The following is a 13,502-nucleotide window of genomic DNA, read 5'->3' as shown; positions in this document are numbered from 1 at the left end:
TTATGGTCCTGAAAAAACCGCTTCTTCAATGTCTTCCCGACTCAGGGAATATTTAAAGGAACGTTGTATATCTTGACGGTTTTCTCCTGATTGAAAATAGCGAACTGTAATTTGTTCAGTATCTAACCAAAGTTCCGCTTCCCAACTAGATCGTTGGACACGCCAACAATGTAGTTGGGTATCGTCTTGTTGACAACCTTGGTTTTTTAGCCATTGTTCGATTTGTGGTAAAGAGTGACTATATAGGGGTGTATCAGCGGAAAGCATAAGCAGTTCAATTCAGAATTATTGGTGATTTTAGAGGTGGGAAATTGAGTTTAACTGATTGCTTCTCCACGGAGAATGGCGATCGCCAGAGCTAATAGCATACAACCAACAATGGTTAACCCCAAAATAAATAATACAAATATTTCTCCAGCAGACAAGGGGCGATCGCTTGCATCCAAATACATTGATTTGGAAAAATCGTAGGGTTTATGCACGGAGTGATTTAAATCTGGTGGGACTTGAATGACACCAAAACGGGAATAGCCAATTTTTAAATCATAGTTTAAGCGCCGTTCTGGATTACTCAGGGTAGCGTAAGCTGTATTAATTTGCTGAAATTGATCTGTAGCAATGTTAGCAGGTAATTCCGTCGTATCTGGATGATAGAGTTTACTCAGTTCCCGATAAGCACGACGGATATCAATTACTGATGCTCCGGGATGGAGTCCTAGCAGAGAATAATAATTAGTATTGCTGCTTTGTGGGACTTCCCCATGATGATTTACGTTTTTTTGAGTCACTTTACTCAAATAAGTTTTTTTATATTCTAAATCTCTTGGGTAGCTATAGCAGAAATAGCCACAAAACATCTTATAATATGTATTATTAAGCATTTTATTAGATGCGATGCAAACTAGAATTAATCTCCAAAATATCCAAACTCTTACCGATTTCAAACGTAACGCCAAAGACTACGTAGAAAAAATTAAGTCTACAAAATCCCCACTGGTGCTGACTGTCAATGGCAAAGCTGAGGTTGTAGTGCAGGAAGCACAAGAATTTCAACAGATGTTAGATCGACTGCAAAACCTTGAGGAAGAACTGCAAAAACTCAAATTAGCAGCTTTACGCCATGAAATTAACATTGGTATTCAGCAACTAGAAAATGGTGAGTATACTGAATATGATGAAGAGTTACTGAGCAATTTTTTTGCCGCTATTAAAGGGCGAGTCCAGAAAAACTTGGCTGATAGTGGTTCTGTATGAGTCAATTTCGGATTTCTAGCCAAGCAGCAAAAGATATTGAGAATATCTGGAAATACGTGGCGCAAAATAACTCCAAAGCTGCTGACAAACTTTTTGACATCCTACGATTCACCTTTCCCAAACTAGCCAAATATGAATTATCAATTGACAATTGATAGCTAACTATGCAAAATTAATCAAATATTTTAAATGTTGGGTTGACGTAAGGAAACCCAACTACATAAAGTGTATTTTTTTATAAAATGTCAGGGTCAATATTCAATTCTCTTAGTTTGTCCGCTAAACGTTCCCCTATCCTCACCTGTATCTTTCAACAAGGCTTCAAAGGTATCCCAGCTAACGTTATATAAAACCGTTCCTTGTTCAGCAGTAATTGACTCCGGAAGCATATACAATAACTATTCCATCACGATACTAGATAAAATACCGAGAATTTTACCGACATTATTAATATAATAATCTGTCAAGTCAATTTCTACCACTTGATTAATAAGTTTTAAAAATTTCCAGTTAGTACCAGTGGTGACAGTACCATAAATTGTTTGAATATTATTACCTTCACGTTCATTAAACATTCTGGCGGCTATCATTTCTGCTACACATTGTCCTAAACCTGCATTAATATTTTCTTTTTTAGCTTCTACAATTGTGACAACGGGAGCATTAATAATTAATAATTCAGGTGAACGGCTAATAATGAAATCACAATTACCGTTTAATCCTTGTTCAGTGTCTACTGTAAAATCAATCCCTGAAAATAAACTGATTTGATTGTTTAAATATTTTCTAGCAGCTATTAAAATCGGCGCAATTATCATTTCAGAACGGGATTTTTCAGTATTACTAGCAAGTGCTAAAGGTAGATTTTCTTTTAATACTTCTGTTAGTAAATCTGGACATTCAATTTCTGGGATAGATGCAAAAATATTAATTTTATCTATAATCGTTAAAGCAAAGGCTTTTCTAACTTTGTCTAGAGTAAATTCACTATATGACATTTGAGTTATTCCTGTAAATTACGCACCCTAAATGACTTCGCTTCGTGCCTATTCCCTGATTATTAACAAACCCATTTCCATAAAGGATGAGAAGATCCTTGTTGACGAATCCGATAAAGTTGCTTTTTTAAATTTTCCTGTTCTTGTAATGGTAATCCCCATATAATATTACGACTTTGCCAAACTAAAACAGAAGTCGTCATACCAATACATAAACTTAAACCCAGTGTAGATAGGGGATGAAAAATCAGTGTATATCGTAGTCCTACCCAGGTAAAATATTCTCGTAACAAAGAAATTTCAGTTCGTAAATTCCATAAGCAAAAAGGCGCAATAGTCAGCCATAAACAACCGGCAAATAACCATCTGCCATATACTCTTAACCTATGTAGTTTTTGTAATTGTTGAGCAAAAGCCGGGTCTAATTCCACTGTCTCTGGTTCAATTTGTGGTTCTTCAGGTTTATCCATAGGAAAGATATACTGTGCGCCTACAAAATCTAGTTCAAAATCTCGTTCCCAGTCTCGGACTGGGAATGCTCATCATTGCGGCTCTGCCGCTAGTTATACTCAACACGGTTGGGACATGGACTTTTGTAAAATCACGAAAAACCTAGACTTGTAGGGGTTTAGTGTAGTAAGGAGGCAGAGCCTCAACGGAGACATTCCCAGCCAGAGGCTAGGAACGAGTGAAGCCAGAGGCTAGGAGTGAGTGAAATTTAACTTTCTTGAGAACTTATAGGAGTTGCAACTGAGTAATTTCCACTGCGTTCTCGCCACCAAATCAGGAGTGTACTAGCAATGAAAATACTAGAATAAGCTCCCATTACAAAGCCCACAATTAACGCCAGAGAGAAATAATGCAGCGTTTCCCCACCAAATAGGAAAATAGCAGTTAATGTCAGTAAGGTTGTTAAGGTGGTGTTGATTGATCTAGACAAAGTTTGGTTAACTGCATCATCAACAATTTCAGCAATTGGTTGTTCAGGATGAAGTTTAATAGTTTCCCGAATGCGGTCATAAATTACCACAGTATCATTGACAGAGAAACCTGTGATAGTTAGCAAAGCAACAATGAAAAGACTATCTACTTCAACGCCGAAAACTAACCCTAAAATTGAGAAAACTCCAGTTGTTACCAGAATGTCGTGAAACAAAGCCACAATAGCTAATAAGGCATAGTCCAACTGAAACCGGAAAGCCATATAAACAGTTATCCCGACAAAAGAAACTATTAAAGCTAAGATTCCCGAAGTAAATAATTCCTTTCCTAAAGTTGCACCAACGGAGTCAATTTGATTTTTTTGGGGGTCGAAAGTGCCAATTTTTTCAGTTAAGGCATTTTGCAAATTACTCCGCTGTTCTGTTTCCAGGTTTTTGGTGCGAATGGTAATGCCATTTTCCTGTCCATTTTCCGAGATTAACTGAATGCTGCTGTCTCCAAGTCCTTGGGATTTGGCGACTTCTCGAACTAGGTTAATATCTATGGGTTGGTCACAGTTACCAGGTTTGTCACAGTCCCGCACAAATTGCAACCTGGTTCCGCCGATAAAGTCTAAGCTGGGACGCAGAGGTGCTTTGATGCTGGGATTGAGTGTGGATATCACCATGGAGATTATCCCCACCAGGATAATCACAGCGGAAATAGTCCACCAAGTACCCCGTGCCTTGTTAATATCTAGTCTCATTGTGCCACTCCTGTCTTATTTGCTACTGGCACATTAGGAGCATAAAGTTGTGTGTTCCGCAAAGAGGGAATAGAAATAACTAAAAACATCAATGTGCGACTACAAGTAATTGCGGTAAACATACTCACCCCTACGCCTAAAGCTAAGGTAAGTGCAAAGCCTTTGACTAATCCTGAACCTAACCAAAATAATGCAGCACAAGCAATCCAGGTAGTAACGTTACTATCTAAAATACTGGAAAAGGCGCGGTAAAAACCAGATTCTACAGAACGATATAAAGATTTACCTGCTTGTAATTCTTCTCTGGTGCGTTCAAAAATCAAGACGTTAGCATCAACAGCCATACCAATACTGAGAATAAAACCTGCAATTCCCGGCAAAGTGAGGGTAACACTTAGTAAACAAAATGCAGCCCAAGTCAGTATGGAGTAAATTATTAGTGAAACATTGGCTATCATTCCCGGTAGGCGATAGTACCACACCATAAATATTAATACTAAAGTCAGACCACCAATACCAGCGTAGATACTTCTTTGAATACTATCTTTTCCTAAAGTAGCGCCTACTGTTCTTCTTTCCGCAATTTCCACAGGAACGGGTAATGCACCACCGCGCAATTGTACCCCTAAATCATTAGCCTCTTGGGCTTGAAAACGACCCGTAATAATAGCAGAACCACCAGTGATTCCAGTAGCAGCGTGTTCTGGTCCTACGGTGGGTGAACTAATGACTTCATTATCTAGAAAAATACCAATACTCCGACCTGTACCAGCCAGGTCTTTTGTGAGTCCAGCAAAAAGTTCTCCACCTTTTTGATCAAAACGGATAGCCACATTCCAGTTAGTGCCTTGATTGGGTTCACCGTAGGCATCCTTGAGATATTTGCCGGTGAGGGGTGGGTTGGTACTTTCAAACAATTCTGCAACTGCTTGATTACTTTTATCAAACTCTTCCTTATTCTTGGTAATTGCCGCTTGATCTGGGTTCTTTTTCAACTCATCCCGCTTGGTTTTCAGGTCGTTCCTTGTTACCTGGAGGGCAAAAAGTTGAGTTTCTGTATTCGGTTTTTGGATGCGGAACTCTAATTGCGCCGTACCACCTAATACTCGTTCTGCTTGTTCTGGGTCATTGACACCCGGTAGTTGTACGGATATCTTATCTGTACCGATAGTTTGAATTAATGGCTCAGAAACACCAAGACCATTAATTCGCCCTTCGACTACTTTTTTCACAGCTTCTAATTCTCTTTCGGTGATTTGGGGAATTTCCGCCGTTGGTTTCACCTGAATAGTAAGCTGTGAGCCACCTCGTAGATCTAACCCCAAGGGGACAGGAATTGTCAGAATCACCGTAATAGCGGCGATGACCAAAACTATAATTAACGCTAATAGCGATCGCTGTTTTTGCATACTATCACTCACAACTAACAAAGGTTATAATAACGTTCTTTGATTGCGTTGTGAGTAGAAGTTTGAGTTGACACTCCCCGCGTCTTTAGACGCGGAGATTCTTAATCGAATAATTGTCAAGACAACTGCTCGAATAATATCCGCTTTTCAGGTATTACCTTAGATGTACGGTTCTTGCCTTGATTCTGTTTGCCATTACTGGCAGAATCATCTCTGACAAGCGTAACTTTCAAAAGAGTCCCCCGGTAGCTTTTTATGTCTTTAGTGACAATTTAATTGTATCACGAATATTGAAGGCAATCAATTCGCCCGTGTGCGTTTTCCCCTGCGGTTTGAAGACGCGAAGCTCCCAACGCTACTGTGTTCCTCTTGTGGTCAGTAGTCAGTGGTTATTGGTTCACAGCAACGAACAACTGACAACTGACAAATACCTAAACTCGCAAAGCTATCATCTTCTGGACGGCTTCTACGATTTGTTCTGGTTGGACAATGGTTAGACGCTCAAGATTACCGTTGTAAGGTGTGGGAATATCTTGGGAAGAAAGCCGCAATACAGGTGCATCCAATTCATCAAATAAGCGGTCATTAATCGAAGCGGTTAATTCCGCACCAATACCCCCGGTTCTCATACACTCTTCCACAATAATTACCCGGTGAGTCTTGCGAATTGATGCGCCAATGGTCTCAAAATCAAGAGGTTTCAGGGAAATTAGGTCAATAATTTCTGGATCATAACCTTGTTTTTCCAGCACTTTTACAGCTTGCAGCACATGATACCGCATCCGCGAATAAGTTAAAATCGTCACGTCCTTACCTTGACGGACAACCTCAGCCTTATTTAGCGGTAGTACATATTCTGTTTCTGGCAAGTCTTCTTTTAAATTATAAAGTAAAACGTGTTCAAAAAATAACACAGGATTGTCATCGCGGATAGCTGCTTTCAGCAATCCTTTAGCGTTATAAGGTGTAGAACAAGCCACAATTTTTAAACCAGGAACAGCTTGAAAATAAGCTTCGAGACGTTGGGAGTGTTCCGCACCTAGCTGTCTACCCACGCCCCCAGGACCACGAATCACCATAGGGATTTTAAAGTTACCACCGGAAGTGTAGCGTAACATACCCGCGTTGTTAGAAATTTGGTTGAAGGCGAGGAGCAGAAAGCCCATATTCATCCCTTCAATAATCGGTCTTAACCCAGTCATAGCAGCCCCTACAGCTATCCCTGTAAAGCTATTCTCCGCAATAGGGGTATCTAAAACTCGCAGATCACCATACTTTTGGTGTAAGTCTTTAGTAACTTTATAAGAACCGCCGTAGTGTCCCACGTCCTCGCCTAGAATAAATACGCTAGAATCGCGTGCCATTTCTTCGTCAATAGCTTCCCGCAGGGCGTTGAAAAATAGTGTTTCTGCCATTTAGACCTTTATTACATTTTATCGTTATAGAATTTTATCGTGCCATTGCCCCGAATACCGTCAAGCGTAGCACTGTTGTTGAGAACAAGAAATAATTTTCATATATTTTACAGCAGAATTCAGGAGTCAGGAGTCAGGAGTCAGAAGTCAGGAGTCAGGAGTCAGGAGTCAGGAGTCAGGAGTAGGGGGAGTAGGGGAAGTAGGGGAAGTAGGGGGAGTTAGAAGTCAGGGGTCAGGAGTTAGGAGTCAGAAGTTAGGAGTAAAACTGGCTTTTTGTATAGGTTTCAATTTAGATTTTATACCTCATAACTACGTAACTTGCTGTATATCCTGTTGTCAAGTTAAGAGCATAACTGAAAAGCTAACCCTAGAGCGCAACGTCTTCTTTCCTCTTTCTTCTTCTTCCTAACTCCCCCTACTCCCCCTACTCCCCCTACTTCCCCTACTCCCCCTACTCCCCCTACTTCCCCTACTCCCCCTACTTCCCCTACTCCCCCTACTCCCCCTACTTCCCCTACTCCCCCTACTCCCCCTACTCCCCCTACTCCCCTACTCCCCCTACTCCCCCTCCTCCCCCTACTCCCCCTACTCCCCCTACTTCTGACTCCTGAACTTCTCCTCCATAAAATTTTTATATTTCAATCAGGATTTTCTCGATTGAATCATGAACATTGTGGGAAATAAATATCAAGTATTAAAGCTATGACTAACAATATGTTATTTGTCCGTAAAAAACCACTGTTATTATTAGCAATGGGATTTTTTACTGCTTCGCTTTTACTCATTCTCCCATCAAAAGCAGAAAATATGTTTCTCCCCTCTGATGCACCTTTGCAGCTAGATTTACTTACCCAACCAAAGGATAATATCATCACAGCTAAAACTATTGATCCCCAAAAATTAACAGTTCCTAGTTTATGGTGGGCTAAGGAAAACTCGGAAAAACAACTTTTAGATAATTGGATAGTTTACCCACCCTCGCAAACAGAACCACACCGGGCAGATTTAATTGTTAATCAGGAAATTTGGGGCTTATTAGACTATTTTGGTAAGTATGTTTTTGTGAATCGTTTAGGTAGCCTAGCTAGTAAATTTGGTTACAATATCCGAATTTTTAACTACCAGAAAGAAGCTTTAGCAACGTACACCTGCAATTTTTCTCAAAGTCCTGCTTCCTGTCGGCTTCAGATGAATCATCGAAGTCAAATCGGTTTCAGTTTTGCTTTGTCAAATTAGGATTTTTTAATCTTCATAAATAAATCTTCGTAATCTTTCATCACTGCTGGAGGGAAAGGCAGTAAAAATTCACTTTTGGCAAAAGTTTCTGAATCAGTTAATAATAAATTCTGTAACTGCTTCTGAATATCCCCATTAACCATAGTCTTGTCAATGGGAGAATTGCTTTTAGTTAGTAGGGCAATTTGTTTAGATGTATTGGGTTGTAAACAAAAATCTAGCCATTGGTATGCTAAACTGTCATTATTAGCACCTGTGGGACTTACCCATAAATCAGCCCAAATTGCTGTTCCCGATTTGGGGACAACTGCGGCAAATTTTGGATAACGATTGATGATGGGGATAATATCATCAGACCAACCAACTGCTAACCAAGTGTCCCCAATTATTAATGGTTCTAGATAGTTTTTAGAATCATAGAATTTGACTTGTTGATTTAATGCTTTTAATTCCGTTTCTAAGGCAGAGATTTGATTGATATTGTCTGTATTATAAGATTTTCCTAATTTCTTCAAAACTAAACCAATGACTTCTCTGGGATGATTTAGTAAAGAAATGCGATTTTGCAATTCACTCCGCCATAAATCACTCCAATCTGTTGGTGTCCAACCCAATTGTTGAAACTTTTCTTGATTATAAATAATTACTGTATTCCCCCACCGATAAGGAACGCCCCAAATTTTACCCTCTTGGTCATGCTTAATTATCTGTTGCCATTTTTGATTGAGGTTAACTAGATTTTTGATATTTGCTGTTGCTAATGGTTGAATTAATTTTTGATCAATTGCTGCTTGTAACCAATAATCTCCCAATGTGATTAAATTGGCAGTTGGTGATTTTTGATTTTGATTGAATGGTAAATAACGAGTCCATTGTTGCTGATTATTAGTTGGTGGTTGTTGCCAAGTTTGTAATAATTTGAATAAATCCTCCAACTGATTAATTGGGGTAAATTTTAATTTACCCCCTTGAGTGACGGTTTTCCGAAACTGATTAACTACCTGACCGGGGATAGAATTTTTTAATAATTGGACATTTAAGAGTGGTTGCTGGTTTGTTCCGCAGCCGGCGATCGCCTGAGAAAGTGCTAAGATACTTGTACCTAATAAAAAAGATCGTCTGTCCATAGTTCTATATGTATAATTACGGCTGATAAGTAGGTGAACGGGAAAAAACCGTAGACGCGGAGCGGCTTCTCATAAGAGTAATATATAACGAAAAGTAAAGTTGCCCAAAACCAAAACCTCTTCTAGAGTTCTCTGTTCCCTTGTCATAACGACAATTTTTAATGCCAACCTGACTTAAAAAAAGACCCCACCCCTAATCCCTCCCTGCTCTTCGAGAGGAGAATAAGAAGTTTTTTCATCTCTCCTAGTGTACGTAGTTCATCATAGCTACTTAATTATCAGTTTAATTTATCAATATTATTGATTTACTTCTATACATATCATCAAAATTTAACGAAAGTCATCAAAAGTTAAATAATTCATAAGTATAACTAAGATCGTCAGTAAAGTGAATAACATAGAGAAAATATTTTTTTGGTGCAGGTATTAAATGGAATCATTAGAAAAACAAATTCTCACCTTAAGCCAGCAGGTTAATGCCATCCATGAAGTGATTGAAAGGCTCGATATGCGCCTATCTCAAGCTTTGTCAGATTCATCTTTACGGCAATTACCAGCCATAGAGCATTATTTGGAAAAAAAGCAGTCAGCAAATGAGTTAAAAGAATGGAAGCATAAGGATATTTTACTTGATAGTATTCCCGAAATGAGTTATCAGGCTATAGATAAACAAATAACACCAGAAATTCAAATTCAACGGCTAACAACTCAGTTAACTGCCGCATATCATCGGATTGCTGCCTTAGAAGAACAGTTACTCAAACAGAGGGTTTATTGATAGGTGCTAAGTTGCTCAAGTTGGGCTTCAATGGCTGCTAATAGTTGATTTTGTTGCCAATTTCGACTTAAAGCAGCAGCAATACAAGCTGCACCGGCACCAACACCTTCTTTCACAAAACCCCGTTCATAAGCTTGAAGTTGGGGATATCGGGAATTAGCAAAACTCAATTGTGTGGCTAATAAGGGAGGGATGCTATTTTTATTGAAACTTTGGGCTAAGTCAATTGTTGCGCCTGTGGAATCTTCTGCTACCCAACGGGTTGTACCAATGATAATTTCTGCGGGTTGCCAAGGTAGGTCATATCTGTGAGTGATCGCTTGAATTAAAGCATAAACTGCTAACATTTGCGTACCTCCACCTAATAATACCCCACAACTTCGACTGGCAGCGATCGCCATTCCTGCTACTACCACCTGCATAGGATCACCTACCGCCGCCACCAGTTCTAAAGGATCAACTGACGGAGGAATTTTTGCCAATCCAGTCTGCACCAAATCCCATTTTTGCCCATGATTACACACAGGATGGCTACTATTAACTTTGCCAGCAGCATCAATCCCCAAACCAGTTAAAATTGCCAAAGCCGTTGTTGTGCCACCGACAACGCACTCACTAATAATTAAATACCCATCAGAATTTAATTGAGAACTTAATTGAGAACCCCAACGTAATCCTTCAGCTAGTAAATGTTTAACAGTATCTACATTCATAGCCGCACCCCCACTTAAACATCTCGCCGGCGCACCACCCAACTCAATTAATGGCACAGGTGGAATATTTAGTAATCCGGCATTAAATAAGTAAACAGGGATATTTAAATTAGCCACCACCGCCCGCGAAATCAGCACAGGAGAAGCCCCCGAAGTCAAAGGTGGCAGAGGGTACTTAGGTTGATATTCAGCGCCGTAATAGAGAAATTCCGCATCAGCACAAGCCGTATATCGGCGATCATCTGGAGTCAAACCAGCGGCAGAAATCCCAGGAATCAAACCAGTTTCTGTAAATCCTAAAACACAGGCAAATATCGGTAATTTACCGCGATAACGATTGAGCCATGCTTCACTCTGGGGAACTTGGGTGTAAATATTAATCATCTAAACTGTGATTTTCCTGATTTTCCTGAATAAGTAGGTGAACACAATAAAACCAAACTGTGTAAAGAAACGTAAAATCGCCCAAACCCTCTTCCCTCTTGCCTCTTGCCTTTTGCCTTGCCATAACGACAATTTTCAACGCCAACCTACTTAATTAATCATCTTCATCAAATTAATCAAAAAAATCATAGTTATGACTACTCATAATCCATCAACACTTGCACCCAATGAGGTGGACGGGGAATGGGATTGCCTAAACGGTCTAAAAGTAACCAAGCCGTAAGATGAACTATAAACAAGTAAATAAAATTATTGAGAAGAATAAGAGCGATCGCTCCCAATTGAATTAATAGTAAATTGGGAGTCATTAACAATTCCAATTTTAAAAAAATCCATTCAATAATTTCCGTCACCTGAGTAATCACATAAACCCACAAATCTTCCCCCGATAGCACCGACAAAAACCACAGGCGAAAAAACACCCCCAGCGTCCCCAACAGCGTCCCTAAAGCAATAGAAACAATCCACGGCACACGGCGATACCAAGTCGCCCCTAGCAGCACACCCATCAAGGCAAAAGGCATGACAAATAATAAACTCCGAACCGGACCCATCAACACAGACAACAACAACCCAGAAGTCACCGCTGCCATCCAAGCTGCTCGTTTACCCCAACGTAAATAAACCAAAGCAATAGGAATAGGGAAAAATACCCGCAATACTGGACCCAAAGGAAAATAAAAATTAATAAACCAAATTAAACTCGCCGTACTGGCTAAAAAAGCCGTTTCCACCATCCTTAATGTACTTTCAACCTTCAGAGGTTGGTACTGTAATCGCGGTTGGGAAAGAGATTCAGGAGATGAATCTTGCTCTGGTTCTTCTGGTAGGGAATCAACGATACTCATGCCAAACAACTAAATTAAACTATAGTTTTTTCCAAAGCTGACCAATCTGGAATATGAATTCTATCTTGATCCCTCACAATCAAACCCTTTTTTTCTAGCTTTGTCAGCACTCTTGTCACAGTTTCCCGTGCCAATCCACTTAAACTACTTAACTCTCGGTGTGGTAAATTAGGAATTTGCGTGCCAGCATTCTCTTGTTTTCCTTGTCCCTCTGCCAAAAATAGCAACGTATCAGCCACCCGTGACTGACTATCTGATTCCCGAAGACGTAATCTTTTGTTAACCTGTCGCAACCTTCTCGCCATTAATTGAGCCAATCTTACGCCGGCTAAAGGTTCTGTTTGCAGCAAATTCACAAAATCCTGAGCAGGTATACTCGCAATCGTCGTCGCGGCCAGAGTAATAACATCAGTAGAACGGGGGACTTCATCTAACGCTGCCATTTCCCCAAATAATTCCCCTCTACCAATAATATTTAGCGTTACTTCTTTCCCCTCTAAATTGTATGTACGGATTTTTACCCATCCATTTACAATAAAGTATACAGAACCTCCCCAGTCATTTTCTAGTAAAATTACTTGGTTGGCTGGATGAGTACGAGTAACAAGATGAGTTAGAACCTTTTCTACGCCTAGTTCTGGCAAGCCTTGAAAAAATGGTGCTGTAATCATCCATGTACGGGATGGGTTATTTGTATTATATCGTTCTTCCATCAGGGCATCTTGTTTATTAAAGTTGCTATCATCACAACACTAAAATCGTTATTCTCAACCCAATACTGCTCGGTTTAGCCTAAAAAGTCATTATCCGGTAGGTTGGGTTGTAGAACGTAAACGTATCCATGCGGGACACTGCGTGAACGCGGAATAATGAAACATTTACGTATTCCTGACGGGAGGCGTTAGCCATAGTGTGGCGTATCCCTGTGCTGAACAGAGGCATCGTTTTGTTGGGTTTTGCCGTCGCTCAACCCAACCTACATTTCATTAACCGACGAGTATTGATTCTAAACCTACATCATCATAGTAAAATCACCTCTAACAGAGATTGTCTTAAATTGGACTAACTATGTTGTGTAAAAAAGTAAAAATATACCCCTAATATAACCTTTTTTCTGAGATTGTTGTCACTGTTGTCGTAAATACTGATTGACAATATTGACTAATGCAGAAGTATTATTTGATTTTCGTGTATTCTCAACGAGAGTGCATGACCAACATCACGCAATCTCATTAACTGTATACTACACGGAGAAACTAGCTAAACCTTAATCGTATCAATACCTTCGCCATTTTTTGTAGGTTGGTTGGAGCGACAGCGCAACAAATACACATTTGTTGGGTTGTGCCTAATCTCTCCGGCACGCTAAAGTAAACAACATGACCTACGAATCAAGGCTTTTTGAAATTTGGCAAAGGTATTCCTTTTACAATTTTTTTCACTGTCTTTATCAGTAAATATGGCTATAAGTAGGTGAACACAATAAAACCAAACTCTATAAAGAAACGTAAAATCGCTGAAAACTTCTTTACTCTTGCCTATTGCCTATTGCCTATTGCCTCTTTCCTTTTTTTGTAATTGTCAGTCTCTTAC

General features: G+C 39.7%; 15 protein-coding genes and 1 pseudogene. 4 read left to right on the top strand and 12 right to left on the bottom strand.

Translation table 11 applies throughout. The annotated features are described in order from the left end of the window. Together NG743_RS06250 and NG743_RS06245 are read right to left on the bottom strand one after the other, a co-directional pair. Positions 1-267 carry a DUF3143 domain-containing protein gene (locus NG743_RS06250; RefSeq protein WP_035083275.1) on the bottom strand — a complete coding sequence of 89 codons (267 nt, stop codon included), beginning with the start codon at positions 265-267 and terminating at the stop codon, positions 1-3. Between the two features lie 50 nt (positions 268-317). Continuing rightward, the gene (locus tag NG743_RS06245; protein ID WP_035083456.1) at positions 318-788 is read right to left on the bottom strand and encodes a J domain-containing protein; all 471 of its coding nucleotides are present in this window, start codon (positions 786-788) and stop codon (positions 318-320) included. Positions 789-894: 106 nt separating this feature from the next. On the opposite strand from NG743_RS06245, the gene NG743_RS06240 reads away from it, so the two are divergent. Both NG743_RS06240 and NG743_RS06235 read left to right on the top strand, forming a co-directional pair. After that, positions 895-1,254, top strand: coding sequence for a type II toxin-antitoxin system Phd/YefM family antitoxin (locus NG743_RS06240; RefSeq protein ID WP_027404384.1), 360 nt, complete (start codon positions 895-897; stop codon positions 1,252-1,254). Further along, positions 1,251-1,409 carry a type II toxin-antitoxin system RelE/ParE family toxin gene (locus NG743_RS06235; protein ID WP_152540510.1) on the top strand — a complete coding sequence of 53 codons (159 nt, stop codon included), beginning with the start codon at positions 1,251-1,253 and terminating at the stop codon, positions 1,407-1,409. The genes NG743_RS06240 and NG743_RS06235 overlap by 4 nt, the downstream gene beginning before the upstream one ends. Positions 1,410-1,538: 129 nt before the next feature. Here NG743_RS06235 and NG743_RS06230 read toward each other — a convergent pair. From NG743_RS06230 to NG743_RS06205, 6 genes and pseudogenes are all read right to left on the bottom strand, one after another. After that, a pseudogene (locus NG743_RS06230) lies at positions 1,539-1,643 on the bottom strand (Uma2 family endonuclease); the annotation flags it as partial. A gap of 9 nt (positions 1,644-1,652) precedes the next feature. Then, positions 1,653-2,252 (bottom strand): hypothetical protein, encoded by a 600-nt coding sequence (locus tag NG743_RS06225; RefSeq protein ID WP_027404385.1) that lies wholly within the window; start codon positions 2,250-2,252, stop codon positions 1,653-1,655. Positions 2,253-2,314: 62 nt separating this feature from the next. Further along, positions 2,315-2,722, bottom strand: coding sequence for a hypothetical protein (locus NG743_RS06220; protein ID WP_027404386.1), 408 nt, complete (start codon positions 2,720-2,722; stop codon positions 2,315-2,317). A 248-nt stretch (positions 2,723-2,970) separates the two neighbouring features. Next, a complete protein-coding gene (gene secF, locus NG743_RS06215; RefSeq protein ID WP_027404387.1) occupies positions 2,971-3,939 on the bottom strand; it encodes a protein translocase subunit SecF in 969 nt (322 codons plus the stop codon). Then, positions 3,936-5,348, bottom strand: a complete 1,413-nt coding sequence (gene secD, locus NG743_RS06210) for a protein translocase subunit SecD (protein WP_027404388.1) — start codon at positions 5,346-5,348, stop codon at positions 3,936-3,938. The genes secF and secD overlap by 4 nt, the downstream gene beginning before the upstream one ends. A gap of 431 nt (positions 5,349-5,779) precedes the next feature. Then, positions 5,780-6,763, bottom strand: a complete 984-nt coding sequence (locus tag NG743_RS06205) for an alpha-ketoacid dehydrogenase subunit beta (RefSeq protein ID WP_257121709.1) — start codon at positions 6,761-6,763, stop codon at positions 5,780-5,782. 702 nt (positions 6,764-7,465) lie between these two features. On the opposite strand from NG743_RS06205, the gene NG743_RS06200 reads away from it, so the two are divergent. Continuing rightward, positions 7,466-7,999, top strand: a complete 534-nt coding sequence (locus NG743_RS06200; RefSeq protein WP_257121708.1) for a hypothetical protein — start codon at positions 7,466-7,468, stop codon at positions 7,997-7,999. Here the strand turns inward: NG743_RS06200 and NG743_RS06195 are convergent. Then, complete coding sequence (locus tag NG743_RS06195) at positions 7,996-9,126, bottom strand: extracellular solute-binding protein (protein WP_027404391.1); 1,131 nt, start codon at positions 9,124-9,126, stop codon at positions 7,996-7,998. The genes NG743_RS06200 and NG743_RS06195 overlap by 4 nt on opposite strands. A gap of 430 nt (positions 9,127-9,556) precedes the next feature. On the opposite strand from NG743_RS06195, the gene NG743_RS06190 reads away from it, so the two are divergent. After that, on the top strand, positions 9,557-9,904 hold the full coding sequence (locus NG743_RS06190) for a hypothetical protein (RefSeq protein WP_027404392.1): 348 nt from the start codon (positions 9,557-9,559) through the stop codon (positions 9,902-9,904). Here NG743_RS06190 and cobT read toward each other — a convergent pair. The 3 genes from cobT to NG743_RS06175 form a co-directional block, all read right to left on the bottom strand. Further along, positions 9,898-11,001 carry a nicotinate mononucleotide-dependent phosphoribosyltransferase CobT gene (cobT, locus tag NG743_RS06185; protein WP_027404393.1) on the bottom strand — a complete coding sequence of 368 codons (1,104 nt, stop codon included), beginning with the start codon at positions 10,999-11,001 and terminating at the stop codon, positions 9,898-9,900. The two genes, NG743_RS06190 and cobT, sit on opposite strands and share 7 nt — an antisense overlap. A gap of 197 nt (positions 11,002-11,198) precedes the next feature. After that, positions 11,199-11,909, bottom strand: a complete 711-nt coding sequence (locus tag NG743_RS06180) for a DUF2232 domain-containing protein (RefSeq protein WP_027404394.1) — start codon at positions 11,907-11,909, stop codon at positions 11,199-11,201. Between the two features lie 14 nt (positions 11,910-11,923). Next, a complete protein-coding gene (locus NG743_RS06175) occupies positions 11,924-12,622 on the bottom strand; it encodes a Crp/Fnr family transcriptional regulator (RefSeq protein WP_027404395.1) in 699 nt (232 codons plus the stop codon). Positions 12,623-13,502 lie beyond the last annotated feature (880 nt).

The organism is Dolichospermum heterosporum TAC447 (assembly GCF_024584745.1).
Lineage (GTDB): Bacteria > Cyanobacteriota > Cyanobacteriia > Cyanobacteriales > Nostocaceae > Dolichospermum > Dolichospermum heterosporum.
This window is presented reverse-complemented; position numbering and strand designations above follow the sequence as displayed.